Genomic DNA, 26,306 nt, shown 5'->3' on the forward strand with positions numbered 1-26,306 from the left:
CAGCGCCCCCCTCTGTCCTGCCGGACATCTCCCCCTCAAGGGGGGAGATCGGCCGTCACAGCGGCTTTCGCCAGTTTTCGAAATTGCAGGAAAGAGTGGGGCGCAGAAGCTTCTGATCTCCCCTCTGGAGGGGGAGATGTCCGGCAGGACAGAGGGGGGCGCGAAGGATCGCGGCGTCTGTCTTTCGTGTTGGCCCGCCAATGACCTTCACCATCGCCATCGACGGTCCCGCCGGCGCCGGCAAAGGCACGCTGGCCCGACGGCTGGCCGACCACTACCGCCTCAACCTGCTCGACACCGGCCTCACCTACCGCGCCGTCGCCTATGCGTTGATCCGGCACGCGCTGCCACTCGACAATGTCTCAGCAGCCGAAACCGCCGCACGCCAGGTCGATCTGGCAAAGCTCGACCGTGCGGTGCTGTCGGCGCATGCGGTTGGCGAGGCGGCCTCGAAGGTCGCGATTTACCCTACCGTCCGGCGCATCCTGGTCGAAAAGCAGCGCGATTTCGCCAGGACACCGCCAGGCGCGGTGCTCGACGGGCGCGACATCGGCACGGTTGTGTGCCCTGACGCCGACATAAAGCTCTATGTGACGGCGAGCGCCGAAGTGCGGGCGCAGCGCCGGCTGGCCGAGATCGAAAGCATCGGCGGCACCGCCGATTTCGCCGAAATTCTTGCCGATATTGTGCGCCGCGACGAGCGCGACATGGGCCGCGCCGACTCGCCGCTGAAGCCGGCGGCGGACGCGCACTTGCTTGATACCTCCGAAATGGCTATAGAGGCCGCGTTTCTGGCGGCCAAAGCGATCATCGACGACGCCCTGGCCAAGAGAGACAAAGCCTGATCCAGGGTTTTCCCGCTCCACCGATTGCCGGAAGCGAAGAAAATACCCATATCGGGCACGAACCAGCCTGCCAGCATTCTTCATGCGCCGGAATTGCCGCTTAGGCGGCCCAGGGCTTTTGTAGCCCGGAACGCCGGCAGGCCAACGCAACGCTAACCCACGGCGCCCGTCCCGCTTCAGATGCGGGGCACTCCAGGAGAAAATATGTCAGCTGCAAATCCCACTCGCGACGATTTCGCGAGCCTGCTCGAAGAATCATTTACCACCGGTCACTCCGGCGAAGGTCAGGTCGTCAAGGGCACGATCCTGGCGATCGAAAAAGACATGGCCATCATCGATGTCGGCCTCAAGGTCGAAGGCCGCGTGCCGCTGAAGGAATTCGGCGTCAAGGGCAAGGACTCGACGCTCAAGGTCGGCGACACGGTCGAGGTCATGGTCGAGCGCATCGAAAACGCGCTGGGCGAAGCCGTCCTGTCGCGCGACAAGGCCCGCCGCGAAGAGAGCTGGGTCAAGCTCGAAGAGAAGTTCACCAAGGGTGAGCGCGTCGAAGGCGTCATCTTCAACCAGGTCAAGGGCGGCTTCACCGTCGACCTCGACGGCGCCGTGGCCTTCCTGCCGCGCAGCCAGGTCGATATCCGCCCGATCCGCGATGTCTCTCCGCTGATGCACAACCCGCAGCCCTTCGAGATCCTCAAGATGGATCGCCGCCGCGGCAACATCGTGGTGTCGCGCCGCACCGTGCTCGAGGAAAGCCGCGCCGAACAGCGTTCGGAAATCGTGCAGAACCTCGAAGAAGGCCAGGTTGTCGAAGGCGTCGTCAAGAACATCACCGATTACGGTGCGTTCGTCGACCTCGGCGGCATCGATGGCCTGCTGCATGTCACCGACATGGCATGGCGCCGCGTCAACCACCCGACCGAGATCCTCAACATCGGTCAGACGGTCAAGGTGCAGATCATCCGCATCAACCAGGAAACCCACCGCATCTCGCTCGGCATGAAGCAGCTCGAGAGCGATCCGTGGTCCGAGATCGGCACCAAGTTCCCGATCGGCAAGAAGATCAAGGGTACCGTCACCAACATCACCGACTACGGCGCGTTCGTCGAGCTGGAGCCGGGCATCGAAGGCCTCATCCACGTTTCGGAAATGTCGTGGACCAAGAAGAACGTGCACCCCGGCAAGATCCTGTCGACGACGCAGGAAGTCGACGTGGTCGTGCTCGAGGTCGATCCGGCCAAGCGCCGCATCTCGCTCGGCCTCAAGCAGACGCTCGAGAATCCGTGGCAGGCTTTTGCCGCGAGCCATCCGGTCGGCAGCCAGGTCGAGGGCGAGGTCAAGAACAAGACCGAGTTCGGCCTGTTCATCGGCCTTGAAGGCGACGTGGACGGCATGGTGCACCTCTCGGACCTCGACTGGACCCGTCCGGGCGAGCAGGTCATCGAAGAGTACAATCGCGGCGACATGGTCAAGGCGCAGGTGCTCGACGTCGACATCGACAAGGAGCGCATCTCGCTCGGCATCAAGCAGCTGGCCAAGGATACGGTCGGCGAAGCGGCGACTTCAGGCGAACTGCGCAAGAACGCGGTCGTCACCTGCGAAGTCACCGGCATCAAGGATGGCGGCCTGGAAGTGCGGCTGGTCGACAGCGGCATAGAGACCTTCATCAAGCGCAACGACCTCAGCCGTGACCGTGACGAGCAGCGCCCCGAGCGCTTCTCGGTCGGCCAGAAGCTGGACGCCCGCGTCATCGCCTTCGACAAGAAGACCCGCAAGCTGCAGGTCTCGATCAAGGCGCTGGAAATCGCCGAAGAGAAGGAAGCCGTCGCACAGTACGGCTCTACCGACTCCGGCGCTTCGCTGGGCGACATCCTTGGCGCCGCGCTGAAGAAGCAGGGCAGCTAAGCCGCTTTGCGCGCAGCGCGTAAGCCGCTTCGCGCAAGCGTAAGCCTCGGCTGCGCCTCGCGCGCAGCCTGAACAAGAAAACCCGCGGGCCGCAAGGCTCGCGGGTTTTTCATGCTCGGCTGCGCGATTGGCACTAGACTAAGACTGTGCAACCCCTTCAATTCCACACGCGCGGTTGTAGGCTCGGCCGTCGTTGCAGACGTAAACACGGAAGTCCGGCCCTTCGGGCAACGGAGAAGCATGCGCGATGAAGGTCGTCGAACTCTATCGCTATCCGGTCAAGAGCCTGCGCGGCCATGCCGTGCCGAGCGCCGACATCGAGACAATGGGCATGGAAGGCGACCGCCGCTGGATGGTCGTCGACAAGGATGGGCAGTTCCTCACCATTCGCCAGATACCTGATATGACGACGATCGACGTCGAGCATCGCGGAACGGGCATCCTGTTGAAACATGACAGGCATGGCTCGCACTTCGTCGAGGCTCCGGCTCCCGGCACCGCGCTCCGGCAAGTCAAGATCTGGAAGGATATGGCTGCCGCGCGGCCGGGCGATCCGGCCGCCGGCGCCTATCTCTCGGCTATTCTTGGCCGGCCTGTCGATCTCGTCTATTTCGACGATCCGCAAAACCGGCCGGTCGATGCGGAATTCGGCCAGCCCGGCGATTTCGTCGGCTTTGCCGACGGTTTTCCGCTGCTGATCGCCACGACAGGCTCGCTGAACCATCTGAACAGCCATCTTGCCAGGCCCATCGAGATGGCGCGGTTCCGGCCAAACATCGTCGTCGACGCAGAAGGCGCATGGCCTGAAGACAGCTGGAAGACGATCCGCATCGGCACGGTGGAGTTGCGGATCGCAAAGCCCTGCTCGCGCTGCGTCATCACCACCCGAGATCCGTTGAGCGGCGAGCAGCCGGACCCGCGCGAGCCGTTGCAGACGCTTGGCAAACTCCACTGCTCCGCCAAGGGCGGCATCATCTTCGGCCAGAATGCGATTCCCAACAACGCCGGCGCGATCGCCATCGGCGACGCAGTCGAGGTCGTGGAAGCGGGCGTCTCGAACCTGACGTAGTCGCAGGCCTTCTAATGCCGTGGAGGCGTCGGCGGACGCCATGATTGAATGGCCAACCTCCGCTGTAGACTCAGGCGAGGTCGGCAAAGGCCGCCATCGGAAGCCAAACCAAATGAGTCGCCTGCGCGGCGGAACTTCAGGCGCGGCCGTAAAGTGGCGCCAGCGTTCCGCTCATTGCCAGATTGGCCGGTGATGCCAGATAGGCGATTGCCTCGGCGGCGGCTTCGAGGCTGACCCATTTGCCGAAATCGGCATCCGGCATGTCGGCGCGGTTGGCCGGCGTATCGAGCGTCGAGGGCGCCACCGCGTTGACCAGTATGCCTTTGTGCTTCAGCTCTTCCGCCATCGCCACGGTCATCGCCGCCACTGCCGCTTTGCTCGCGGTATAGGCGACCATGCCGGCGCCTCGGCGCGGGTCGAGCCCGGCGCGTGCCGTGACATTGACGATGCGGCCCGCTGTGTTCGAGCCCAACATGGAGCGCACTGCCGCGCGGCAGCACAGAAAGGCGGTGCGGGCGTTGGTGTCCATCATTTCGGCAAAGGATGCGGATTCGATTTTCTCGACGGGGGCCATGGCAAAGCCGCCGGCCAGATGGATGGAGGCCCACAATTCGGGAACGCTGTCATAGAAGGCATCGACCTTGGCAGGATCGGCGAGATCGACATTGTGCGCCAGCCGGACGCGATCATGGGCCGCGAAGGGGAAATGCGTGGGGGCCGACGCGTGGGCATTGGGCACATGGCAGATCGCGCCGTCCGCCAGCAATTTGCCGACGACCGCGGCACCCAGCGCCCCGGTGCCACCGGTCACCACGATATGCTTGCCCTGAACTGTTTCCGTCATCCTGGACGCTCCTGTCGTTTCTTATGATTATGTCGCTTGTCGTGCCGACCCGACGCAGAGCGTCGCGCCTTTTGCACGATCACTCAACCGACATCTCGACATGGCAGTTGTTGCGTCTTTGCATCGCTCGAAGCCGCCGACCGCCCCTTCCGACCCCCGCGCATGGACGTACGGCGCGCGGCCAGGCGTCAGTCGATGGTGATTTCGATGACGTGAGGCATGCCCGTTGCGCGTGCGCGTTTGAGCGCATCGGCGAGACCGGCAGTACCGGCAAGCCGTTCGGCTGATATGCCGTAGGCATCGGCCAGCTTGCAGAAATCCGGCGGCGCCGGGGACACGCCGACCGGCTCGACGCCGACATCGAGCATCGACGTTTCGATCTCGCGATAGCCTCTGTTGTTCCAGACGACGAAGATGACCGGTGCGGGTGCATCGAGCGCCGCGCCCAGCTCCGGCAAGGTGAACTGAAAGCCGCCGTCGCCGGTGAGGCAAACCACCGGCACGCCGGGCGTGGCGAGCGCTGCGCCGATCGCCGCCGGCGGCCCGTAGCCGAGCGCGCCGAAACCGGTGGCGGCGTTGAACCAGCCGCCTGGCCGGTCATGGTCGTAATAGAGATTGGCGGCGTAGATCGGCTGCGTGGAATCGCCGACGATGATGGCGCCCGGCAGTGCGTCGCGGATGGTTTCCACCGCACGCACCTGCGCGGCATAGGCCGGGCTGAGCTCGGCAAAGGCCGCCTTCCTCGACGCGGCTGCGCGGCTCTCGCCGTCCTTCGCTGCGGCATGATCAGGGTGGAGCGCGCCTAGCAGTGCACCAAGCGCCTCCGCGCAATCGGCCTGGATGCCGACGCTCACCGGGCGGCGGGCGAGCTGGTCGGCGCCGATATCGATGCGGATCAGATTGGCGGGCAGCACGAAGCCGCCGTCGCTGTAACCGTCATAGTCGGTCGGGCCGAATTCGGTGCCGGCGGCGATGACCAGATCGGCGTCTGCCATCAGCGCACGCACCGCCTTCAGGCTGGGGCTGGCCGGCACGCAAAGCGGATGCGCGTGCAGCAGACCGCGCGCATTGGCGGTCTGGACGACAGGTGCGCCGAGCCGCTCGGCCAGGCGCTGCAGTGGCTGTTCGGCGCGCTTGGCGCCGCCACCGGCAAGGATCAGCGGCCGGCGCGCGGCTGCGATCAGTTTGGCTGCCTCGGCAATGGCTGCGCCATCCGGCGCCGGCGGCGCTGCATTGGTGAGCGAAGCAGCGATGCCGTCGGCCGGTTTGACCATGACGTCGGTCGGGATCTCGATATGGACGGGGCCCGGCCGCGACGACGAAAACAGCGCGAAGGCCCGCGCCAAAGCGCCAGGCAATTCGCTGGCCTCGGTGACACGCTGCGAAAACAGCGCCACCTTCTCCATCATGCCGCGCTGGTCCGGCAGTTCGTGCAGGAAGCCCAGCCCCTTTCCCAGCGTCGGCATCGCGTTGACGCCCGAAATCACCAGCATCGGCACCGAATCGGCGCGCGCCTGGCCCATTGCGGTGATGGTGTTGGTCAGCCCCGGTCCGGTGATGACAAAGGCAACGCCCGGCCGGCCGCTGGCACGGGCATAGCCGTCGGCCATGAAGCCGGCGCCCTGTTCGTGACGCGGCGTGACATGGCGTATCTTTGAACGCGCCAGCCCGCGGTAAAGCTCGACAGTGTGGACGCCAGGAATGCCGAAAACGGTGTCGACGCCATGCGCTTCGAGCAGCGTGATCAGCGCTTCGCCGATGGTGGTCATGGCTTCTCTCCCTTTTGCGGTGCGAGGCCGAGCTCGGCCTCTATGGCTTTGACGCCGATCGCCGCCAATTCGCCAGGCGAGAACATCTCTGCGGCCATACAGCCTTCGATCCAGAGCCCGTCGATGATCGCGTTGATGGCAATGGCATGGCGGCGCAGTTCATTTGCGTTTGGCCTGCGCTGCTCGGCGCCGAGCACTTCAGCAACGACTGCTTCCACCTCGTTGCGAAAGCCAAGATAGCCTTCGCGGTGGGCGCGAGCCAGGCTCGGATCCGCGCCGGCGCGGCCGATGAAGGTTGCCCAGAGCGAAAACACGCGTGCATCGATGATCGGGGCGTTGAGGTTGGCGGTAACGAAGGCCGCAAGGCGCTGGCGCGGCGCGGCGTCTTCCATGAGCAATGCTGCCTTCGCCTGCTCGGTCATACGGCCCATCACCGCCGCGTACGCTTCCTGCAGCAAGTCTTCCTTGCCGGGGAAATAGTGCCGGATCAGCCCCGCGGTGACGCCGGCGCGCAGTGCGATGGTGCGCAGGCTGGCGCCCTCCAGCCCATGTTCGGCCACGCTGTCCAGGGTCGCGTCGATCAAATCCTGCCGCCGCCGCTCCTCGCCCTCGCGGCGGAACTTGCGGCGCTCATTCATTGCCGCAGGATGGGCCGCGTCAGGCATGTCGGCCCACCTTCGCAGGCGATGCAGAGGGCATCCGCCTCGAAGATTTGAACCGTGCAGCCGGCGGCTTCCATCGCGGCCTTGGTCTTGGGAAAGCCGGCGACGGCAATGACCTTGTGCGGGCTGGTCGGCAGCACGTTCAGGCTGAGGCCGTTGGACGCGGCAAACTCTTCGGCGTCGCCTTCCACCAGCCGGATGCCGCGCGCCTTCAGCAACTGATAGAACGGCGCCGGCAAAAGCGGTGAATAGACCAGGGCCAGGTCGTCGGCCAGCGGGCTGATCACCGACATCAGATGCAGGCACGCCTCCTCGCCCTGCCACAGCGGCAGATCGAAGCCGTAGACGGAAATGCCGAGCGGCGTCAGCAGGTTGGAAACCTGCTGTATGCCTTCCTGGTTGGAGCGCACCCCGCGCCCGATCACCAGCGTGCTGGCATCCAGCCATACGCAATCGCCGCCTTCGACCTGGCCGGGAGCCTGGACGCGGCCGAGGATGGGAATACCCAGGCGTGTGTAGGTTTCCTCATGCAGCGATGGCTCCCGGGCGCGCAATGGCTTGCCCATGGACAGGATCAGCGCGCCGCGGTCGGTCATCAGCGACGGGTCGTGGGTGAATACGGAATCCGACAGCCCGTCGGCCTTGTCATCGATCCATTCGATTTCGGCGCCGGACGCCGTCACCAGCTCAGCGAGAGCCGCGTGCTGCGCCGCCGCTTTCGCCGGGTCGAAACCCGGGCCATAGTGCCAGGTAGCCCGGTCGGCACCGCGCATGGCATTGGCCGCCGACCGCATCAGCACGCGCCGCAACGGCGCCGCCATGGATTGTGATCCGAAAGCGCTCATCAGTGCCCTTTTCAATGCCGTGTTCAAGGTGAAAAAAATGGAAAAATTTTCATCGGAGGCTATTTATACACTTGCACAATAAGGCCGCAAGTGCCGTAATGAGCGGGATTGACGGGCTCGCGCTGTTGGGTCCATGCTGAAGTCTGGAGTGGGCATTACAGCGTATGTTGATTAGCCGGATAGACGTTCGACGATCTGCCGTGGACCCTGTGGCAGAGGTTCCCCGGTGAGCGCGGCGGGAACCGCCGCAGTCCAATCCGGCAAGGCGCAGGACGGCGCCGCCGAAGCCATCCATGTCGAGAACCTGCACAAGAAATTCGGCCATCTGCATGTGCTGAAAGGCGTTTCGCTGTCGGCGCGCGACGGCGAGGTGATCGCCATTATCGGCGGCTCGGGTTCCGGCAAGTCGACGCTGCTGCGCTGCATCAACTGCCTGGAAAACCCGACCAGCGGCATCATCCGCGTCAATGGCGAGGAGATCAAACTCAAGGCCGACAGCCACGGCCACACCGTGCCCGCCGACCGCCGGCAGATCGAACGCATCCGCGCCAAGCTCGGCATGGTGTTCCAGAACTTCAACCTGTGGAGCCACATGACGCTGATCGAGAACGTCATCGAGGTTCCGGTGCATGTTCTGGGCGTCAGGCGCGACGTGGCGATCAGGGAAGCCGAAAAGCTTTTGGCGCGCGTCGGCCTGGCCGAAAAGCGCGACGTCTATCCGGCCTATCTCTCGGGCGGCCAGCAGCAGCGCGCGGCGATCGCCCGCGCCCTGGCCATCAACCCGCGCGTCATGCTGTTCGACGAGCCGACCTCGGCGCTCGACCCGGAGCTGGTCGGCGAGGTGCTGAAGGTGATCGGCGACCTGGCGCGCGAGGGCCGCACCATGGTGCTGGTCACGCATGAAATGAAATTCGCCCGCGAGGTCGCGACCCATGTCGTCTACCTCTGCAACGGGCTGGTCGAGGAAGAGGGGCCGCCGGAGCAGATATTCGGCGCACCGAAATCCGAAAGGCTGAAGCAGTTCATCCGCAACATCGGCTAGGACAAGCCGGGACGGAAGAAAACCGGGAACCAACAACAAACTGGGAGTCGTGACATGAAGACTGTTCTGAAAACATTCGCCGCAGCGCTGCTGCTCGGCGTTGCCGCCATGGGCGTGGCCAAGGCCGATCCGGTCAAGATCGGTGTCGCCGCCGAGCCCTATCCGCCCTTCACCTCGCCGGACGCTTCCGGCAAATGGGTTGGCTGGGAAATCGAGTTCATCGACGCCGTCTGCGCCGAGGAGAAGCTCGACTGCGTCATCACGCCTGTCGCCTGGGACGGCATCATCCCGGCGCTGACGACCAAGAAGATCGACGTCATCGCCAGTTCGATGTCGATCACCGCCGAACGCGAGAAGACCATCGACTTCTCGGATAAGTACTACAACACGCCGACCGCCATCATCGGCCCGAAGGACCAGAAATTCGGCGCCACGCCGGACGATCTCAAGGGCAAAGTGCTCGGCGTGCAGGTGTCGACCACCCATTCGGCCTATGCCAAGAAGCATTTCGGCCCCACGGCCGCCGAGATCAAGGAATACCAGACCCAGGACGAAGCCAACAACGATCTGGCCGCAGGCCGCCTCGACGCCGTCCAGGCGGATTCGATCGCGCTCGACGCATTCCTGAAGTCGGACCAGGGCAAGGCCTGCTGCGATCTGAAGGGCATGGTGGCTCCGGACGATGAAGTGCTCGGACCGGGCGTGGGCGCCGGCGTGCGCAAGGAAGACACCGACCTTAAGGCCAAGATCAACGCCGGCATCAAGGCGATCCGCTCGAACGGCAAATATGACGAGATATCGAAGAAATACTTCGATTTCGACATTTACGGTGGTGGCGGCGCGCAGTCGAACTGACGATCCTCGCATGAGCTAGGGGGCATGGGGTTAGCGCCATGCCTCCCTGCCCGATCTTTCCCAGACATGCTTGCCGCCGGCGCTGCCGTCGGCGGTTAGAGCCAGCATCCGGGGGCGACGCTGATCGACGCACTTCTTTCGGCCTCGGCGGCCGGCATCATAGAGCTCCTTTCGTACAACCCGCCAGGCTGGGGTGGTAAGCTCCTGCTCGGCCTCCTGCATTCGTTGGAAATCGCGCTTGGCGCAACCTGCCTCGGTCTTATGATCGGCACTGCCGGCGCCTTCGGCAAACTCTATGGCGGTCCCGTGGTGCGCGACCTGCTCGCAGTCTACACCACCGTCGTGCGCGCCGTGCCGGAACTGGTGCTGATTCTGCTGCTCTACTACGCCGGCACCGATTTGATAAACCAGTTGCTGGCGGCGCTCGGCTTTCAACGCCTCGATATTAGCGGGCTCGCCGCCGGCATCGCCGTGCTCGGCTTCGTCCAGGGCGCCTATTCGACCGAAGTCATCCGTGGCGCCATACTGGCGATACCGCAGGGGCAAATCGAAGCGGCGCGTGCCTACGGCATGTCGCCCGGCCTGATGCTGCGGCGCATAACGCTGCCGGCCATGCTGCCCTTCGCCATACCGGGGCTGGCCAATCTGTGGCTGATCGCCACCAAGGACACCGCTCTTCTGGCTGTCGTCGGCTTCGAAGAACTGGCGCTAGCGACGCGGCAGGCCGCCGGCGTGACCAAGGCTTACTTCACCTTCTTTTTCGCCGCCGGTCTTCTATATCTCCTGGTGTCGCTGGTTTCCAACCTCATCATCGGCCGCGTCGAAGCGCGGTCCAGGCGCGGTATGCCGTCGCTCAAGGATGCGCGCTGATGGCCGGAGAAGCGACCATTATCAATGTTGCCGCGCGGACGTCGCTGTGGCTGCAGCCGCATCGCATCGTGCTGATCCTGATCGCGATCGGGCTGGTGCTGAGCGCCGCCTTCTTCATGCGCTGGGACTGGCTGCCGCAATATTATGAAATGGGACTGATCGGCGTCTGGCGGTCGCTGTGGATCCTGGCCGTCACCTGCTTTCTCGGCTTCCTGCTCGCCGTGCCGCTCGGGCTGGCGCAGGCCGCCGGCCCGTTCTGGCTTTCCGCTCCAGCCAGGACATTCTGCACCGTCATCAGGGGCACGCCGCTGCTGATCCAGTTGTGGCTGCTCTATTACGGGCTGGGCTCGCTGTTTCCGCAATTTCCCTGGATCCGCGAATCCTGGATGTGGCCGTATCTGAGGCAAGCCTGGCCTTATGGCGTGCTGGCACTGACCTTGTCCTTCGCCGGCTATGAGGGCGAAGTAATGCGCGGCGCCTTTGCCGGCGTGCCGAAGGGGCAGTTAGAGGCGGCCCGCGCTTTCGGCATGAGCCGCTGGAAGATTTTCCGCCGCATCTGGCTGCCGCAGGCCATCTACCGGGCGCTGCCGACGCTGACCGGCGAAACCGTGCTGCAGCTGAAGTCGACGCCGCTGGTGGCGACGATCAGCGTCATCGACATCTTCGCAGTCTCGTCCAAGGTCCGGCAGGACACCTACCTCACCTACGAACCCTTGCTGCTTTTGGCGCTGATCTACATGATCATCACCGGCATGCTGGTGTTTGCATTCAGCAAGATCGAGGCGCGCATACCGAACAAGGTGGGCTAGGGAATAGTGAGCAGGCAGTAGTGAGTAGTCAGCATATGACCGGGAAACCGCTTGCTTTCGCTACTCCCTACTGACTACTCCCTACTCACTCTCACCACCAATCGGGTCCGCACCATGCAACTCTCTCTAGACCAGGCAACAGGGCTGTGCCGGATGGCGGCGCTCGGCGCCGGCGCCAATGAGGAGGCGGCGCGGTCGCTCACCGCCTCGATCATTGCCGCCGAGGCGGAAGGGCTTTCGACCGTCGGGCTGACCCATTTCATCGATTACCTCGAAGCGCTGGAAGCCGGCCGCATCGACGGCAATGCCGATCCGGTGATCACCAGGCCGGCGCTCGCCGTCTATCTCTCCGATGCGCGTGGCGGCCTCGCCCATACCGGCTTCGACCGCACCATCGACGACCTCGCCAAGGCGGCAAAGCTGTTCGGCGTCGCCATCTTCTCGCAGAAGAATGCCTATACGTGCGGCGCGCTCGGCTATTTCACCGGGCGTCTGGCGCAACTGGGATTGGTCTCCTTCGCCGCCACCAACGGACCGGCGGTGCTGGCGGGCTCGGGCTCGGTCAAGCCGGTCTATTGCACCAACCCGATGTCGTTTGCGGCACCCGCCGCCGATGGCGCGCCGCTGGTCATCGACCAGTCGTCGAGCGCCACCGCCTTCGTCAACATCCGCAAGGCGGCCGAGGACGGCAAGAAGATCCCCGAAGGCTGGGCGCTGGACGCCAGCGGCAACCCGACCACCGATCCGGCCGCGGCCATGAAGGGCGCCATGCTGGCCTTCGGCGGCCAGCGCGGCGCCAACATCGCGCTGATGGTTGAAGTGCTGGCGGCTGGACTGTCGGGCGCCAACTGGTCGCTCGACGCGCCCTGGTTCTCCGGCGGAACGGACAGCCCGGGAACCGGCCTGTTCGTGCTCGCCGTCGAGCCAAAACTGCTCGACCCGGATTTCGAGCAGCGCATGAAGGATCAGCTCGACCGGCTGCGCCGGCGCTTTGGCGTGCACGTGCCGGGCCGGGCGCGGGCCGAAGCGGCCGAGAAGGCGCAGGCGCGCGGCATCAATGCCCCCAAAGCCGTGGTGCAGCGCATTTCCGAGTTCGCCGAGCGCTATTCGGGCTGAAGCGGTCCTGCGACAACGCGACCTGGCTGAACCTTTCTACCGATCGCAACGACCAATAGCTGCCGGGTCGGGTTTGCCCGGTCGGTGTCTTCTGTCGGATACGTCCAGGGCCCGGGCGGGCGTATGCCGTCTCAGCTTATCCGCCCCGTTGCGCTCTGTCTCGACCGTTGCGTCACCCGGAAAACCCCGCTTCGGCGGGGTTTTCTGCGTTCGTGCTCTGTGTGCTAAAACATGATGGCGGAAGTTAACTTTTGTTAACTTGACTTGCCGGGAACCATCGGGCGTTTGCAAGGGATCGTCACAACAACAGGAGCTACGATGTCCGCAACCACCGACGCTTCCCGGGGCAAACTTATCGTTCCGGTGTTTGGCCGCCTGTATTCGTCGCTGCATGATGGCGCCGAAACCCTTCTGCGCGTCGTCGCCGGCGGGTTTCTCACCATTCACGGCTCGCAGAAGATCACCAACCCTTTCGGCGCCGCCGAGATGGTCGAAGGCCTCGGCTTCTATCCCGGCGCGTTCTGGTCGTTGCTTTTGTCCTGCACCGAATTCTTCGGCGGCATTCTGATCGCCATCGGCCTGTTGACTCGGCCCGCCGCCTTTGCCGGCATGATCGTGCTGCTGGTCACCGTCTGGTTCCACTGGATCACTGTCGGCCAGGGCTTTTCCGGCGCTGAAAAGTCGCTTCTATGGGCGGCGATCCTGCTGTTCTTCGTTATCCGCGGCGGCAACCGGCAGTCGGTCGACGCGCGCCTCGGCAAGGCGTTCTGAAGGGTCTATAAGAGGGTGGCAGCGACGACGCGTCACCCTTTGCCTTTGGCCCAAAACGGACTATGAAACGGCTTCAGCCAAGCTTTCGAGCGCCGGAGCCAGCCATGACCGAAATCCTGCAGATCCCCAAGCTCGTGGTCGTCTTCGGCGGCTCCGGCTTCGTCGGCCGCCACATTGTGCGGGCGCTGGCCAAGCGCGGCTACCGCATCAGGGTGGGGGTGCGCCGGCCCGATCTCGCGGGACATCTGCAGCCCCTCGGCAATGTCGGCCAGATCCAGCCGGTGCAGGCCAATGTGCGCGTGCGCTGGTCGGTCGACCGCGCCGTGCAGGGCGCCGACCATGTCATCAATCTGGTCGCCATCCCGTATGAAAGCGGCCGGCAGAAATTCAACACCGTGCACGAATTCGGCGCCCGCGCCGTCGCCGAAGCCGCGCGCTCGGTCGGCGCAGGGCTCACCCATATTTCGGCGCTTGGCGCCGACCTCAACGCCGAGTCCGACTATGCGCGCACCAAGGCGCTCGGCGAAAAGGCCGTCCTGGAAACGATCCCGGACACCGTCATCTTCCGACCGTCGATCAATTTCGGACCCGAGGACAGTTTCTTCAACCGCTTCGCCGACATGGCGCGCTATTCGCCGGTGCTGCCGCTGATCGGCGGCGGCCAGACCAAGTTCCAGCCGGTCTATGTCGGCGATGTCGCCGAAGCCGTGGCGCGTTCGGTCGAGGGCAAGATCAAGGGCGGCCAGATCTATGAACTCGGCGGGCCGCAAGTGCTCACCTTCAAGCAGTGCATGGAAGAGCTGCTCACTGTCATCGAGCGCAAGCGGCTCCTGGTGCCGGTGCCGTGGTGGATGGCCAATCTGCAGGCCTCGATCCTCGGCCTGCTGCCCAACCCGTTGCTGACCAAGGACCAGGTGCTGCTGCTGCGCCAGCCCAACATCGTGTCGGAGGAGGCCAACAAGGCCAACCGGAACCTTGCCGGCCTCGACATCCAGCCGCAGTCTATCGGCACCATCCTGCCCAGCTATCTCTGGCGCTTCCGCGCCGCAGGCCAGTTCCAGCGCAAGCCCGCCGGTATCGCGTAACAAGGCGTTGCGCCGTTAAACGCGCCGCGTGACCTGCATCGGCAGGCCGCCCTGCGGCTGTGTCGTCAGTTTCTGCACCGGCCACGGCTTGGTCTCGGCGGTCACATCGAAGCGGAAGCGCGACAGCATGATGGCCAGCGCAATGATCGCCTCCTGCATGGCGAAGCTGGCGCCGATGCAGATGCGCGGACCGGCGCCGAACGGCAGATACTGGAAGCGGTCGATCTTCTCGCGGTTTCCCGGATGGAAGCGTTCGGGCATGAAGGCGTCGGGCATGTCCCACAGTTTTCTGTGGCGGTGGACGACCCAAGGCATCACCAGTACGGCCGCGCGCTTGGGGAGCACCAGATCGTTCCAGGTCTCCGTCTCGATCGGCTCGCGGTTGATCGACGGCGCCGGCGGATAAAGCCGCAGCGCCTCCTCGAAGGCGGCGCGGGTGAACGGCATTGCCTCGAGCCATTTCGTTGGGTCGGGTTCGCGCGCCAGCACGGCCTCGATCTCGCGCTCGACCTTTTCGCGCTCCCACGGCGCTTCGGCGAGGCAGTAGATCGTCCAGCCCAGTGCCCGCGCGGTGGTCTCGTGGCCGGCGCCGATGAAGGTGATGATGTTGTCCTCGACTTCCGCCCGCGTCAGCCCGTCGGGGCCTTCGGCGCGCAGCAGAAGCGTCAGGAAATCCTGCGGCGCGGTGTCGGGGTCGCGCTTCAGCCGCTCCTCGCGCATCTTGACCGTATCGGTGACGATCTTGCGGAAATAGGCCATGGTCTTGCGGCCGCGGATGCGGGTCAGCCGCGGCAGCCATTCGGGCGCGCGCAACAGGTCGAGCGGATCGACGCGGCCCATGGTCTCGAACAGGCGGTCGATCTCCTGCGCGAAACTGCCGGGCTCGCCCGCAATCTCGCCCGAAAACAGCGTCTCGGCCAGGATATCGTAGGTGAGCAGCGTCATGTCATGGGCGACATCGGTCATGCCGCCTTCGTCATAGCGGGCGACGAACTGCATCGTGCGGCGCAGCATCGGCTCGGCGAAGCCGAAGATATGCCGCGGCGTGAACACCGGCGCCATCGCCTTGCGCGAGCGCTTCCACACCTCGCCTTCGGCGGTCAACAGCCCGTCGCGCAAGATCGGTCGCAGGATCATCTGGCGCACCGTCGCCATCTTGTAGTTCTTGGCGTTGTCGATCAGCACGTGGCGGATAAGGCCGGGATCGTTGGCGACGATCAGATGCCCGCCGACGCCATTCGCCGAAATCCAGGGCTCGTTGTAGGTGTGCTCGCCCCACAGTTCGAGCGGATTGCGGTAGACGATCCGCATCATCTCCAGCGTCGAAGGCGGCGTCGTGCGCGGCCTGGGCGCCGGCGGCACGAAGGGGACGGGCTGCGTGTCCATGAGGTGCTCCGCTGATAGCTCAGATGTAGTGGCTGGCAATCCGGGCGTCCATGTGACCGAACGGCAAACTGAAACGCTGCAGCGCCCGGTGTGCCCGACAGACGGTGTGTTCATCGGATCGTGACCGCCGGTGAAACGGTTGCGGCTTGTCCGGTTGGACACTCTGCCATAGGTGACAGTTACCAACAGCTACTGCCAATCGCCCAGGAGAGTCCGCTTGAAGCACAAGCTGAACATCATAATCGGCAGCACGCGGCCGGGCCGCGCCGGGCCGGTCTTCGCCCACTGGCTGGAGGATTTTGCCCGCGAGCACGGCAAATTCGAACCGGTGCTGACCGACATTGCCACGTTCCATCTGCCGGTTCTGGACGAGCCGCATCACCCCAGGCTCGGCAATTACCAGAACGACCACACCAAAGCCTGGTCGAAGGTCATTGATGCCGCCGACGCCTTCGTGTTCGTGGCGCCGGAGTACAATTATTTCGTGGCGCCTGCGATCGTCAACGCCATCGACTACCTTGCGCGCGAATGGAAATACAAGCCAGCCGCCATCTTCAGCTATGGCGGCGTTTCCGGAGGCCTGCGCGCCGCGCAGGCGCTGAAGCCGCTGCTGACCGCGGTGGGCGTCATGCCCATCTCGGAAGGCGTCGCGCTGCCGATGTATCAGAAACTGCTGGAGAGCGACGGCTCCTTCCAGGCTAGTGAGCAGGTAGAGGGTGGGACCAAGACCATGCTGGACGAGCTCTCGCGCTGGAGCGGGGCGCTGAAGCCGATGCGGGCTACGTAACGCAGCCGGCCCCGGCTTGCTCATGCCATAAAGAGGTGGAATGGTCGGCAGGTGACTGAGCCGGGGGCGGTTCGATTTGCGCCTGTTGTTTGCCTTGCTGTTGATGCTTGCGACCACCGCCACAGCGGTGGCGGAGCGGCGCGTGGCGTTGGTCATTGCCGAGGACGACTACCGGCTGGTGCGGCCGCTGGCCAATCCTGTCAATGACGGCGAGGTGATGGAAGTGGCGCTGAAGAAGCTCGGCTTCGAGGTCGTGGTCGAGACCAATCGTGATCTCGGGCGCATGCGCCGGGCTCTCGACGATTTTCGCGAGGACGCCATGGGCGCCGACGTGGCGCTGGTGTATTTCTCCGGCCATGGCGTCGAAATCTCCGGCGACAACCGTCTTCTGCCGGTCGATGCCGATGCCTCCTCGCTCGACCAGCTGGAGAAGACCAGCCTGCCGCTGGAGGAAGTGCGCGATGCGGTTGCCGCCACGGCGAAGGTCGGGCTGATCGTGCTCGACGCCTGCCGCAGCGATCCGTTCACAGGCGGCAGCGGCGACGGGCGTGGCGCCACATCGCTGATCAAGGACCTGGTGGACAAGATCAAGCCGGGCCTCGGACGCGTCGGCAAGGCGGAAAACATCCTGTTCGCCTTTTCGGCGGCGCCCGGCGAGACGGCTGCCGACGGTACCGGTGCGAATTCGCCCTTTACAGCGGCGCTGATCAAATACCTCGGCACCGACGGGCTCGAAATCCGCTCGGTGCTGACGCTGGTGCAGCAGGAGGTCTACGACCTTTCGCGCGGAAAACAGCTGCCCTACGTCGAGAGCGGGCTGCCGAAGCTGTTCTTCGCCTCGGCGGCCAAGGAACAACTGCCGGAGCGCGAGCGGCTGTTGCTTGCCATGGCCGATGTGACGCCGGAAATGCGCGGCGCGGTCGAACGGGTCGCCAGCGATGCCGACATGCCGCTGGCGCCGCTCTATGGCGCGCTGATCAGTTCCGACACCAGCCATCTCTCCGGCGAAAGCCTGGACGCCAAGCTGCGCGAGGCGGCCGACGCCTTCGTCAAGGTGCGCGGCGAGATGAAGACGCTGGCCGCCGACGACCCGCAGGTGACCGAACTGCGCCGCCAGGCCGAGGAACAGTTGGCGCTCGGCGCTTTCGATGGCGCACGCGTGATCCTCGCCAAGGCCGCCGACGTCGACAATGTCTCGCGCCAGGCGTTGAAGGCCAATTTCGTCAGCCGCACCCTGTCCGAAGCCGCGACGCGGTTTCTCTCGGGCGGCGCGGCGCGCGCCACCCTGGACTATGCCACCGCCATCAAGGACTATGAAACGGTGCTGGCGCTCTATGGCGAAGCCGGACAGACCTCGCTCAGCCTGGAACAGGCCGACCGCCAAAGCCGCACGCTGGAAGAGCTCGGCATCCTCTACACAACGATTGGCAACACCGATGCCGCCGGCCGCGCCTTTGCGGCGCTGGTCGCCAACCTCGAGCAGCGAGCGCGCCAGGAAACCGATCAGAGCGTCAAGCGCGATCTCGCCATCGGCCATATCAAGTTTGCCAACATCAAGATGGCGCAAGGCGACCTGCCGGCCTCCCTGCAAAACTATGAGGCGGCCAGGGACATGCTGCAGGATCTGACTGGAAGGGTCCCTGACCAAAAAAACTGGCTCGGCGATCTGGCCATGGCCAATGACAAGATCGGCAACGTACTGGCGACGCAAGGCGATGTGGGTGCGGCAGCCCAAGCCTATCGGCAAAGCCTGTCCATCAAGCAGCAATTGGCCGACGCCGAGCCGAACAGCGTCTATCTGCTGCGCGGCCTGACCATTACCTACGACGAAATCGGCGGTCTTGCCCGCACCGCCGGCCAGCTGGATGGCGCCCAGACTGCATTCGAAGAGAGCCTGAGAATTCGGCTGGCGCTGGCGCAGAACAACCCCGACGACCCCAGGCATCAGCGCGCCGTCTCCGTCAGCTACACCAGGATCGGCGACGTCCTGCGCGAGCGTGGCGACGCTGCGGGCGCGCTCGACGCCTACAACAAGAGCCAAATAATCGCCGAAGCGCTGGTGCGCCGCGACTCAAACGACACCGATTTGAAGCGCGACCTGTCGGTCGGTTACGCCAAGATCGGCAATGCTTACGGCGACCAGAAGGACTGGCCACTCGCGTTGGAGGCCTACCAGCAGGCGCTGGCCACGGCGCGAGACCTTGCCGCCAGCGACCCAGGCAACACCGACTGGCAGCGCGACCTGTCAGTCTGTCTGGAAAAAATTGCCGGCGTGTTTGATGCCCAGGGCGATATCGCCGGTGCTTTGCAGAACTACCAGGACAGTCTCGTCATTGCCGACCGGTTGGCAAAGCTCGACCCGGGCAATTCCGATTGGCAGCGCGACCTGTCGATCACGTTCGAGGAAATAGGCCTGCTGGAGACCAAGCAGCGCCACTATGAGGGCTCGAAGAAGGCCTTCGAAGCCAGCCTGGCCATCCGCCAGCGGTTGGCCCTGTCCGATCCGGACAATGCGATCTGGCAATTCGATCTGGTACAGGCCTACATCAACTATGCCTATGTGGCGAAGAATCCGAAGGCTGTGTTGTCGCAGGCGCTAGACCTGACGCTGGAGCTTGACCGCACAGGCAAACTGGCGCCGAGGGACAAACCCACGATCAAATATCTGCGCCGTCTTCTGGCCAAATTGAAAGCCGCGAAAAAATAGCCGGCTGCCAGCTCGGGATTCAGCCCTGAAATGCCCGCAAACCTTGGAAAAACCGCCTTTTGCGCCTATATCTAGGACATCAAAGCGGCGTGATTCGAAGCCATTTTTTCGCGCTGAGCATGCGGCATCAATCAGACAGGTTTTCATGAGCGATCAAAGCGACAACGCCAACGGCGCTGAGGCCGAATACGGCGCCGATTCCATCAAGGTTTTGAAGGGGTTGGACGCTGTCCGCAAGCGGCCGGGCATGTATATCGGCGACACCGACGACGGCTCGGGCCTGCATCACATGGTCTATGAGGTGGTCGACAACGCCATCGACGAGGCGCTGGCCGGCCATGCCGATCTGGTCACGGTGACGCTCAATCCCGACGGTTCGGTCACCGTTATCGACAATGGCCGCGGGATTCCGACCGATATTCACACTGGCGAAGGCATTTCGGCGGCCGAAGTGATCATGACGCAGCTGCATGCCGGCGGCAAATTCGACCAGAATTCCTACAAGGTGTCTGGCGGCCTGCACGGCGTCGGCGTCTCGGTGGTCAACGCGTTGTCGGCCTGGCTGAAGCTGAAAATCCGCCGCAACGGCCAGATTTTCGAGATGAGCTTCACGCATGGCAATGCCGATGCGCCGCTCAAGGCGACCGGCAGCTATGAGCAGAACAAGCAGCCCGGCACCTATGAGGGCCGCAGCGGTTCCGAGATCACCTTCTTTCCGTCGTCCGAAACCTTCACCATGGTCGAGTTTGACTTCGGCACGCTGGAGCACCGGCTGCGCGAGCTCGCCTTCCTGAATTCCGGCGTGCGCATCATTTTGACCGATGCCCGCCATGCCGATCTCGTGCGCCACGAGTTGCACTATGATGGCGGCCTGGAAGAGTTCGTCAAATATCTCGACCGGGTCAAGAAACCGCTGATCGACAAGCCGATCGCCATCAAGGCCGAGCGCGACGGCATCACCGTCGAAGTGGCGATGTGGTGGAACGACAGCTACCACGAGAACGTGCTGGCCTTCACCAACAACATCCCGCAGCGCGATGGCGGCACCCATCTGGCCGGCTTCCGTGGCGCGCTGACGCGCCAGATCACCGGCTATGGCGAATCGTCGGGCCTGACCAAGAAGGAAAAGGTGGCGCTGATCGGCGACGACTGCCGCGAAGGCCTGACGGCGGTGCTGTCGGTCAAGGTTCCCGACCCGAAATTCTCCTCCCAGACCAAGGACAAGCTGGTCTCGTCGGAAGTCCGCCCGGTGGTCGAAGGCCTGGTCAACGAGGCGCTTGGCACCTGGCTGGAAGAACACCCCAGCGAGGGCAAGGTGGTTATCGACAAGGTGATCCAGGCGGCTGCGGCGCGCGAAGCCGCGCGCAAGGCCCGCGACATCACCCGCAAAAGCTCGCTCGGCGTCACCTCTCTGCCCGGCAAGCTTGCCGACTGCCAGGAACGCGACCCGGCGAAATCCGAAATCTTCATCGTCGAGGGTGATTCCGCCGGCGGTTCGGCCAAGGGTGGCCGTTCGCGCCAGAACCAGGCGATCCTGCCGCTGCGCGGCAAGATCCTCAATGTCGAGCGCGCCCGCTTCGACCGCATGCTCGGCTCCGAGATGATCGGCACGCTGATCACCGCGCTCGGCACCTCGATCGGCAAGGACGAGTTCAACGCCGACAAGCTGCGCTACCACAAGATCATCCTGATGACCGACGCCGACGTCGACGGCGCCCATATCAGGACCTTGCTGTTGACCTTCTTCTTCCGCCAGATGCCGGAGCTGATCGAGCGCGGCCATCTCTACATCGCCCAGCCGCCGCTCTACAAAGTGACGCGCGGAAAAAGCTCGCAATACATCAAGGACGAGAGCGCCTTCGAGGAGTTCCTGATCGGCTCCGGGCTGGAAGAGGCGTCGCTGACGCTTGCCTCCGGCGAGGCGCGGGCCGGACAGGATCTGCGCGGCTCGATCGATGATGCACTGGCCGTGCGCCAGCTCATCAACGGGCTGCACACGCGCTACAACAGGGGCGTGGTCGAACAGGCGGCGATCGCCGGCGCGCTCAACGCCGATGTGCTAAACGACCTCGGCCGCGCCAATGCCATGGCCGAACGCGTCGCCCAGCGCCTCGACATCATTGCCGAGGACACCGAGCGCGGCTGGACCGGCCGGCTGTCGACCTCCAATGAAGGCGTCGGCGGCTATGTGTTCGAACGCACGGTGCGCAGCGTCAAGGAATTCGCGCAGCTCGATGCCGGGCTGATAAATTCAGCCGACGCACGCCAGCTCGACCGCTATGCCCCGCGCCTCATGGAAGTCTATGGCGAGCCGCCGGTGCTGCGCCGCAAGGATGTCTCCGAAGTCATTTCGGGGCCGCTGGCGCTGCTCAACGCGGTGTTTGCGACCGGCCGCAAGGGCCTGACCATGCAGCGCTACAAGGGCCTCGGCGAGATGAATGCCGAGCAGCTCTGGGAAACCACGCTCGACCCGAATGTGCGCTCGCTGCTGCAGGTCAAGGTGAATGACGCAACCGATGCTGACAGCTTGTTCTCGCGGCTGATGGGCGACGAGGTCGAGCCGCGGCGCGAATTCATCCAGGACAACGCGCTGTCGGTGGCCAATCTGGACATTTGATGGCTGCGCGCCCATCGCTTCGTCATCCTAGGGTCTTCGCGACGGAGCTTCGCTCCTGTTTCGCCCTAGGATAACGACGTGGGTGAGGTCTCAGCCAATCTCCAGCGTTTGCGATGAACCGTTCTCAACGCCGCCACTCAACTCGGTCCAGCTTTCGCCCGAGATCGACGGCGTCGCGCAGCACTTGCAGATGCGAGCGCGGCGCGGTGCCCGCCGGCAGGGCGATTTCGACGCCGTTTGCCGTCGATGACCAATAAAGCGTGTGGGTGAAGATACGGCCAAGTGAGCTGCGAAGCTCGACCTGGATGTTCTCCACACCGGGGCCGAAATTTTCCGTCATCGGACCGGAAATCGGATCGCCTGTCGCCCAGCCATTGCCGCGGTCGTAGACGTTCGTCCAGCGCGTTGCCGCAAACACCGCGCCATGATGCACCGCGCGCTGCGCCTTGCCTGCTTGGCTGTGTCCTTCCTGGTAAAGCACGGTGCCGCCGGCGCGCCCGTCATCGGCAATCGGCGGGCAGGCCGAGAACAGGCGCTCGGCAAGGCCACGCCTGAATTCCGCGAGATTGTAGGTCACCAGGAATTCGCTGTGGGAGAGCGGACTGCCAAGCGTGACGAAATCGCTGATCTTCCAGGGCAGCGGGTGGTCGGCGTCCTTGGTCCGAAGCTGCTGGTAGAGCGCCCATTGGCCGCGCCGGAACCCGGCGAGGTCTTCAAGATTGTTTGGCCACGCTGACCCATCAGAGCCGAGCGTTGCCTTGTCGATGGCCTCGACCGCCGCCAGTTTGGCCTTGTCGCGGACCGCTTCCAGCCTTCGCGGCCGGAACTCGGCCCACAGGATCTGCAGCAAATCATAGGCGATGATCGACCCAAGGCTGTGCGAGACCAGCACGATGCGGTCGTAAGCATCGTCCTTCATCAGCGTCTTGAGCAACGTCAGGCCTCTGTCGCGGATCAGCGCACGCTTCTCGATCGTCGCCGCCTCGGCGCGCACATAAGCGGCGACGTCACCGAAATAGGGCAGGGCGAACTGATCCACCGCCCAGATGACAAAAGAAGCGAGGGTGGTGATCATCAGGCCGGTCGTCAAGGTAACGGCCTGTTGCCAGACCGATGTTGCCAGCACGAGTGCTGCGCCCAGAATGACGATAACGATCAGAAGTGTGGCGACGTAAAGCTTGCGGGCGTCGGGCGGAATGTCGGCGGGCTTGCGCCACAACAGGTTCGTCACCCAGGCGGCCAGCCGGCCGCGCGTCGTGCCTTGCGTGATGTCGGCCCAATAAAGCTCGTAGAAATCGGTACGGCGGCCATCGACGTCGTAGGGCGTGGTGATGCGGCGCAGCTCGTGTGACTTGGTCCGGCTGTCGGGCGTGATCCAGCTCTGGTTGATCGTGGCGCCGGAAACGGCCGGATCGGGAATCTGGGCGTAGGGTGGAGCACGGGTGGGATCGCTGCTCCAGACCGCCTGGACGAATCCCCTCAGCGTACCCATCGGCCGCTGCTCGCCCATGCCGTGCACGATCACCACCGCCTGGCCGGGCTGCGCCTTTTTGTAAGCCAGCGATGCGACAGTCTTGGGCATCAGCGTCTCCGTTGACGACATCCGACGGCGGGATCGCTCATGCTACCCCCGGCTCACCGAGCCAACAATACACGGCAGCCCATGTGGAACTCCGTGAACCAATCCACAGTTTCGCAGTCGTTCCTCGGGCCGCGGGGAAAATAGTTCCGTTCCCGGCAAGCAAATCATTTCATTGCCCTTCGGAACGGAAATCGCCCAGGAACATTGTGACGACATCGATCAATTTCTCGCAGGGAGGCTCTCTATGGGACGCGGTATTTTGCTCTGGTTGCTCGGTATTCCGATCCCGATCATCATTCTCATCATGCTGTTCGTACGGTAGGAGGCGTCGATGCAGTCCACCGTATCGGCTGTCGACGTATCCGCCTCAACAGAATCCTCCGCCCCGGCCGTCAGCTGGGGTCCGATCATCGCCGGCGCCTTCGCGGCCTCGACGCTGACCTTCATCCTCATGCTGCTCGGTTCGGGGCTGGGGCTGACCATGGTCTCGCCGTGGTCCGGCGCCAGTGCCTCGCTGACCACCTTCGCGGTGTCCGGCGCGATCTGGCTCATCATCGTGCAATGGCTGTCCTCCGGGGTCGGTGGCTATCTTGCCGGACGCCTGCGCACCAAATGGGTCGGCATCCACACCGACGAGGTCTATTTCCGTGACACCGCGCACGGCCTCCTCGCCTGGGCGCTGGCGACATTGCTGGTCGTCGGCATTCTCGGGTCGGCGCTGTCGGCAGTGCTTGGTTCAGGCGTGCAGGCGGCTTCTACTGTTGCCTCAGGCGCCGCCATGGGTGCTTCGGCCGGCGCGTCCGCCAATGCCGGCAGCGCACCGGCCGACAATGCAACGTCCTATCTTGTGGATACGCTGTTCCGTCCGGCTGATGCCGCCAGGCTCGCGGCGGCCAATCCGGACAGCGATGCGGCTGCGGCCGGGCAGGCTTCGCGCATCCTCATCGCCAGTGCGGCGGCAGGCGAAATTTCGGCTGACGACAAGACCTATCTGTCGCAGCTGGTCGCCGCCCGCACCGGGCTTTCCGAGGCTGACGCCAAGGCGCGTGTCGACGCCCTGGTGGCCAGGGTCGAGGACGCCAAGGTCAAGGCCAAGCAGGCCGCCGACGCCGCACGGAAAGGCAGCGCCACCTTCGCACTGCTTGGCGCCCTGTCGCTGGTTATCGGCGCCTTCATCGCCAGCGCTGCGGCAGCACTGGGCGGCAGGCAGCGCGACGACGAGGAAGCGGTTTTCCTGACCAGCCGCTGAACCGGTCTTCAACATCAAAAAGCCCGGTCGAACCGGGCTTTTTTGTTTCCGATGATGGACCGACAACCTTCCAGTGGAAGGTTGCGGCGGGGTCAGTGATCCATGGCCTTGACGATTTCCTCGGTCATCTTCTTGGCGTCGCCGAGCAGCATCATGGTGCCGTCCTTGTAGAACAGCGTGTTGTCGATGCCGGCGTAGCCCGAGCCGAGCGAGCGCTTGACGAACAGGCAGGTGCGGGCCTTGTCGACGTCGAGGATCGGCATACCGTAGATCGGCGACGACTTGTCGTCGCGGGCGGACGGATTGGTGACGTCATTGGCGCCGATGACATAGGCGACATCGGCCTGCGCGAACTCGGAGTTGATGTCTTCCAGTTCGAACACTTCGTCATAGGGAACATTGGCTTCGGCGAGCAGCACGTTCATATGGCCGGGCATGCGGCCGGCCACGGGGTGGATGGCGTATTTGACATCCACGCCATTGGCCTTGAGCTTGTCGGCCATTTCGCGCAGCGCGTGCTGGGCCTGGGCGACCGCCATGCCGTAGCCCGGCACGATGATGACCTTCTGTGCGTTCATCATCAGATAGGCAGCGTCGTCGGCCGAGCCCTGCTTGACCGTGCGTTCGATGCCGTCGTCGGCAACCGCCGCGGTCTCGCCGCCGAAGCCGCCGAGGATGACCGAGATGAACGACCGGTTCATGCCCTTGCACATGATGTAGGACAGGATGGCGCCGGACGAGCCGACCAGCGCGCCGGTGATGATCAACGCCAGATTGCCAAGCGTGAAGCCGAGTGCCGCGGCGGCCCAGCCGGAATAGGAATTCAGCATCGAGACGACGACCGGCATGTCGGCGCCGCCGATCGGGATGATCAAGAGGACGCCGAGCGCCAGCGACGCCGCGACGATCAGCCAGAACACCAGCTTGGCCTCGGTGGTGACCAGAAGCACGATCAGCACGATCAGCGCGATGCCGAGGACCGCGTTGATGATGTGACGGCCGCCGATCATGATCGGCTTGCCCGACATGCGGCCATCGAGCTTGAGGAAGGCGATGACGGAGCCGGTGAAGGTGATGGCGCCGATGGCAACGCCAAGGCTCATCTCGATCAACGCCTGGGCGTGGATGTCGCCATTCGTGCCGATGCCGAAACTTTCCGGCGCGTAGATGGCGGCTGCCGCTACCATGACGGCGGCAAGGCCGACCAGCGAGTGGAAGGCGGCAACCAGCTGCGGCATCGAAGTCATGGCGATGCGGCGCGCTGTAACGGCGCCGACGCCGCCGCCGATGGCCAGACCAAGCACGATCAGGCCGAAGCGCCCGGCGGACGGAGTCGCCAGCGCCAGCGTGGTGGCAATGGCAATGCCCATGCCGATCATGCCGTAGAGATTGCCTTGGCGGCTGGTGGTCGGATGCGACAGGCCGCGCAGCGCCATGATGAACAGGACGCCGGAGACCAGGTAGAGGAAGGACGCGAAGTTGGCGTTCATGGCT

22 protein-coding genes are annotated in these 26,306 nt (G+C 64.2%); 15 read left to right on the forward strand and 7 right to left on the reverse strand.

The window, feature by feature from the left end; genetic code table 11:
* Positions 1 to 200: 200 nt before the first annotated feature.
* The 3 genes from cmk to X727_RS142715 all read left to right on the forward strand — a co-directional run bounded on the left by cmk (position 201) and on the right by X727_RS142715 (position 3,816).
* The gene (gene cmk, locus X727_RS142725; RefSeq protein WP_023671315.1) at positions 201 to 845 is read left to right on the forward strand and encodes a (d)CMP kinase; all 645 of its coding nucleotides are present in this window, start codon (positions 201 to 203) and stop codon (positions 843 to 845) included.
* Positions 846 to 1,049: 204 nt separating this feature from the next.
* Positions 1,050 to 2,747 (forward strand): 30S ribosomal protein S1, encoded by a 1,698-nt coding sequence (gene rpsA / locus X727_RS142720; protein WP_023671316.1) that lies wholly within the window; start codon positions 1,050 to 1,052, stop codon positions 2,745 to 2,747.
* A gap of 247 nt (positions 2,748 to 2,994) precedes the next feature.
* A complete protein-coding gene (locus tag X727_RS142715) occupies positions 2,995 to 3,816 on the forward strand; it encodes an MOSC domain-containing protein (RefSeq protein WP_023742298.1) in 822 nt (273 codons plus the stop codon).
* 136 nt (positions 3,817 to 3,952) lie between these two features.
* On the opposite strand, the gene X727_RS142710 is transcribed toward X727_RS142715, so the two are convergent.
* The 4 genes from X727_RS142710 to X727_RS142695 all read right to left on the reverse strand — a co-directional run bounded on the left by X727_RS142710 (position 3,953) and on the right by X727_RS142695 (position 7,936).
* Entirely contained in the window at positions 3,953 to 4,660 is a 708-nt protein-coding gene (locus X727_RS142710) for an SDR family NAD(P)-dependent oxidoreductase (protein WP_023742299.1), read from the reverse strand.
* Between the two features lie 188 nt (positions 4,661 to 4,848).
* Positions 4,849 to 6,429 (reverse strand): 5-guanidino-2-oxopentanoate decarboxylase, encoded by a 1,581-nt coding sequence (locus X727_RS142705; protein ID WP_023834788.1) that lies wholly within the window; start codon positions 6,427 to 6,429, stop codon positions 4,849 to 4,851.
* Positions 6,426 to 7,094, reverse strand: coding sequence for a TetR family transcriptional regulator C-terminal domain-containing protein (locus X727_RS142700; protein WP_023834789.1), 669 nt, complete (start codon positions 7,092 to 7,094; stop codon positions 6,426 to 6,428). The genes X727_RS142705 and X727_RS142700 overlap by 4 nt, the downstream gene beginning before the upstream one ends.
* Complete coding sequence (locus X727_RS142695) at positions 7,064 to 7,936, reverse strand: dimethylarginine dimethylaminohydrolase family protein (RefSeq protein WP_023725952.1); 873 nt, start codon at positions 7,934 to 7,936, stop codon at positions 7,064 to 7,066. Before X727_RS142695 ends, X727_RS142700 begins: the two co-directional genes overlap by 31 nt.
* Between X727_RS142695 and X727_RS1000000168615 the strand changes: the two genes are divergently transcribed.
* From X727_RS1000000168615 to X727_RS142655, 8 genes are all read left to right on the forward strand, one after another.
* Positions 7,863 to 8,018 carry a hypothetical protein gene (locus tag X727_RS1000000168615; protein ID WP_196815015.1) on the forward strand — a complete coding sequence of 52 codons (156 nt, stop codon included), beginning with the start codon at positions 7,863 to 7,865 and terminating at the stop codon, positions 8,016 to 8,018. The genes X727_RS142695 and X727_RS1000000168615 overlap by 74 nt on opposite strands.
* A gap of 144 nt (positions 8,019 to 8,162) precedes the next feature.
* A complete protein-coding gene (locus tag X727_RS142690; protein ID WP_023671322.1) occupies positions 8,163 to 8,978 on the forward strand; it encodes an ABC transporter ATP-binding protein in 816 nt (271 codons plus the stop codon).
* 54 nt (positions 8,979 to 9,032) lie between these two features.
* A complete protein-coding gene (locus tag X727_RS142685) occupies positions 9,033 to 9,833 on the forward strand; it encodes a transporter substrate-binding domain-containing protein (RefSeq protein ID WP_023671323.1) in 801 nt (266 codons plus the stop codon).
* 156 nt (positions 9,834 to 9,989) lie between these two features.
* Positions 9,990 to 10,703, forward strand: coding sequence for an ABC transporter permease subunit (locus tag X727_RS142675; RefSeq protein WP_245274195.1), 714 nt, complete (start codon positions 9,990 to 9,992; stop codon positions 10,701 to 10,703).
* Positions 10,703 to 11,512, forward strand: coding sequence for an ABC transporter permease (locus tag X727_RS142670; protein WP_023834792.1), 810 nt, complete (start codon positions 10,703 to 10,705; stop codon positions 11,510 to 11,512). Before X727_RS142675 ends, X727_RS142670 begins: the two co-directional genes overlap by 1 nt.
* Positions 11,513 to 11,626: 114 nt before the next feature.
* The gene (locus tag X727_RS142665; protein ID WP_023834793.1) at positions 11,627 to 12,628 is read left to right on the forward strand and encodes an Ldh family oxidoreductase; all 1,002 of its coding nucleotides are present in this window, start codon (positions 11,627 to 11,629) and stop codon (positions 12,626 to 12,628) included.
* 318 nt (positions 12,629 to 12,946) lie between these two features.
* A complete protein-coding gene (locus X727_RS142660) occupies positions 12,947 to 13,399 on the forward strand; it encodes a DoxX family protein (RefSeq protein WP_023700422.1) in 453 nt (150 codons plus the stop codon).
* 104 nt (positions 13,400 to 13,503) lie between these two features.
* Positions 13,504 to 14,484, forward strand: coding sequence for a complex I NDUFA9 subunit family protein (locus X727_RS142655; protein WP_023834794.1), 981 nt, complete (start codon positions 13,504 to 13,506; stop codon positions 14,482 to 14,484).
* Between the two features lie 15 nt (positions 14,485 to 14,499).
* Here the strand turns inward: X727_RS142655 and X727_RS142650 are convergent, their stop codons facing one another.
* Positions 14,500 to 15,870 carry a cytochrome P450 gene (locus X727_RS142650; protein ID WP_023671330.1) on the reverse strand — a complete coding sequence of 457 codons (1,371 nt, stop codon included), beginning with the start codon at positions 15,868 to 15,870 and terminating at the stop codon, positions 14,500 to 14,502.
* A 217-nt stretch (positions 15,871 to 16,087) separates the two neighbouring features.
* Here X727_RS142650 and X727_RS142645 point away from each other — a divergent pair, with 217 nt between their 5' ends.
* The 3 genes from X727_RS142645 to gyrB all read left to right on the forward strand — a co-directional run bounded on the left by X727_RS142645 (position 16,088) and on the right by gyrB (position 21,981).
* Positions 16,088 to 16,657 (forward strand): NADPH-dependent FMN reductase, encoded by a 570-nt coding sequence (locus tag X727_RS142645; RefSeq protein ID WP_023745825.1) that lies wholly within the window; start codon positions 16,088 to 16,090, stop codon positions 16,655 to 16,657.
* 76 nt (positions 16,658 to 16,733) lie between these two features.
* Positions 16,734 to 19,364, forward strand: a complete 2,631-nt coding sequence (locus tag X727_RS142640) for a caspase family protein (protein ID WP_023834795.1) — start codon at positions 16,734 to 16,736, stop codon at positions 19,362 to 19,364.
* A 145-nt stretch (positions 19,365 to 19,509) separates the two neighbouring features.
* Positions 19,510 to 21,981, forward strand: a complete 2,472-nt coding sequence (gyrB, locus tag X727_RS142635) for a DNA topoisomerase (ATP-hydrolyzing) subunit B (RefSeq protein WP_023834796.1) — start codon at positions 19,510 to 19,512, stop codon at positions 21,979 to 21,981.
* Positions 21,982 to 22,105: 124 nt separating this feature from the next.
* On the opposite strand, the gene X727_RS142630 is transcribed toward gyrB, so the two are convergent.
* The gene (locus X727_RS142630; protein ID WP_023834797.1) at positions 22,106 to 23,563 is read right to left on the reverse strand and encodes a hypothetical protein; all 1,458 of its coding nucleotides are present in this window, start codon (positions 23,561 to 23,563) and stop codon (positions 22,106 to 22,108) included.
* 331 nt (positions 23,564 to 23,894) lie between these two features.
* Between X727_RS142630 and X727_RS142625 the strand changes: the two genes are divergently transcribed.
* Positions 23,895 to 24,812: a membrane protein gene (locus tag X727_RS142625; RefSeq protein WP_023695930.1), complete on the forward strand. Its 918-nt coding sequence runs from the start codon at positions 23,895 to 23,897 to the stop codon at positions 24,810 to 24,812.
* Between the two features lie 92 nt (positions 24,813 to 24,904).
* Here the strand turns inward: X727_RS142625 and X727_RS142620 are convergent, their stop codons facing one another.
* Complete coding sequence (locus tag X727_RS142620) at positions 24,905 to 26,302, reverse strand: NAD(P)(+) transhydrogenase (Re/Si-specific) subunit beta (protein WP_023671337.1); 1,398 nt, start codon at positions 26,300 to 26,302, stop codon at positions 24,905 to 24,907.
* Between the last annotated feature and the right edge of the window lie 4 nt (positions 26,303 to 26,306).

It is taken from the genome of Mesorhizobium sp. L103C105A0, from assembly GCF_000502215.1.
Taxonomy (GTDB): Bacteria; Pseudomonadota; Alphaproteobacteria; order Rhizobiales; family Rhizobiaceae; genus Mesorhizobium.

Coding starts and splice junctions, on each gene's coding strand:
- X727_RS142710 (WP_023742299.1), bottom strand. CDS start 4,660: ATGACGGAAACAGTTCAGGGCAAGCATATCGTGGTGACCGGTGGCACC.
- X727_RS142630 (WP_023834797.1), bottom strand. CDS start 23,563: ATGCCCAAGACTGTCGCATCGCTGGCTTACAAAAAGGCGCAGCCCGGC.
- X727_RS142670 (WP_023834792.1), top strand. CDS start 10,703: ATGGCCGGAGAAGCGACCATTATCAATGTTGCCGCGCGGACGTCGCTG.
- X727_RS142665 (WP_023834793.1), top strand. CDS start 11,627: ATGCAACTCTCTCTAGACCAGGCAACAGGGCTGTGCCGGATGGCGGCG.
- X727_RS142695 (WP_023725952.1), bottom strand. CDS start 7,936: ATGAGCGCTTTCGGATCACAATCCATGGCGGCGCCGTTGCGGCGCGTG.
- cmk (WP_023671315.1), top strand. CDS start 201: ATGACCTTCACCATCGCCATCGACGGTCCCGCCGGCGCCGGCAAAGGC.
- X727_RS142705 (WP_023834788.1), bottom strand. CDS start 6,429: ATGACCACCATCGGCGAAGCGCTGATCACGCTGCTCGAAGCGCATGGC.
- gyrB (WP_023834796.1), top strand. CDS start 19,510: ATGAGCGATCAAAGCGACAACGCCAACGGCGCTGAGGCCGAATACGGC.
- X727_RS142700 (WP_023834789.1), bottom strand. CDS start 7,094: ATGCCTGACGCGGCCCATCCTGCGGCAATGAATGAGCGCCGCAAGTTC.
- X727_RS142625 (WP_023695930.1), top strand. CDS start 23,895: ATGCAGTCCACCGTATCGGCTGTCGACGTATCCGCCTCAACAGAATCC.
- rpsA (WP_023671316.1), top strand. CDS start 1,050: ATGTCAGCTGCAAATCCCACTCGCGACGATTTCGCGAGCCTGCTCGAA.
- X727_RS1000000168615 (WP_196815015.1), top strand. CDS start 7,863: ATGGCATTGGCCGCCGACCGCATCAGCACGCGCCGCAACGGCGCCGCC.
- X727_RS142715 (WP_023742298.1), top strand. CDS start 2,995: ATGAAGGTCGTCGAACTCTATCGCTATCCGGTCAAGAGCCTGCGCGGC.
- X727_RS142650 (WP_023671330.1), bottom strand. CDS start 15,870: ATGGACACGCAGCCCGTCCCCTTCGTGCCGCCGGCGCCCAGGCCGCGC.
- X727_RS142685 (WP_023671323.1), top strand. CDS start 9,033: ATGAAGACTGTTCTGAAAACATTCGCCGCAGCGCTGCTGCTCGGCGTT.
- X727_RS142620 (WP_023671337.1), bottom strand. CDS start 26,302: ATGAACGCCAACTTCGCGTCCTTCCTCTACCTGGTCTCCGGCGTCCTG.
- X727_RS142660 (WP_023700422.1), top strand. CDS start 12,947: ATGTCCGCAACCACCGACGCTTCCCGGGGCAAACTTATCGTTCCGGTG.
- X727_RS142655 (WP_023834794.1), top strand. CDS start 13,504: ATGACCGAAATCCTGCAGATCCCCAAGCTCGTGGTCGTCTTCGGCGGC.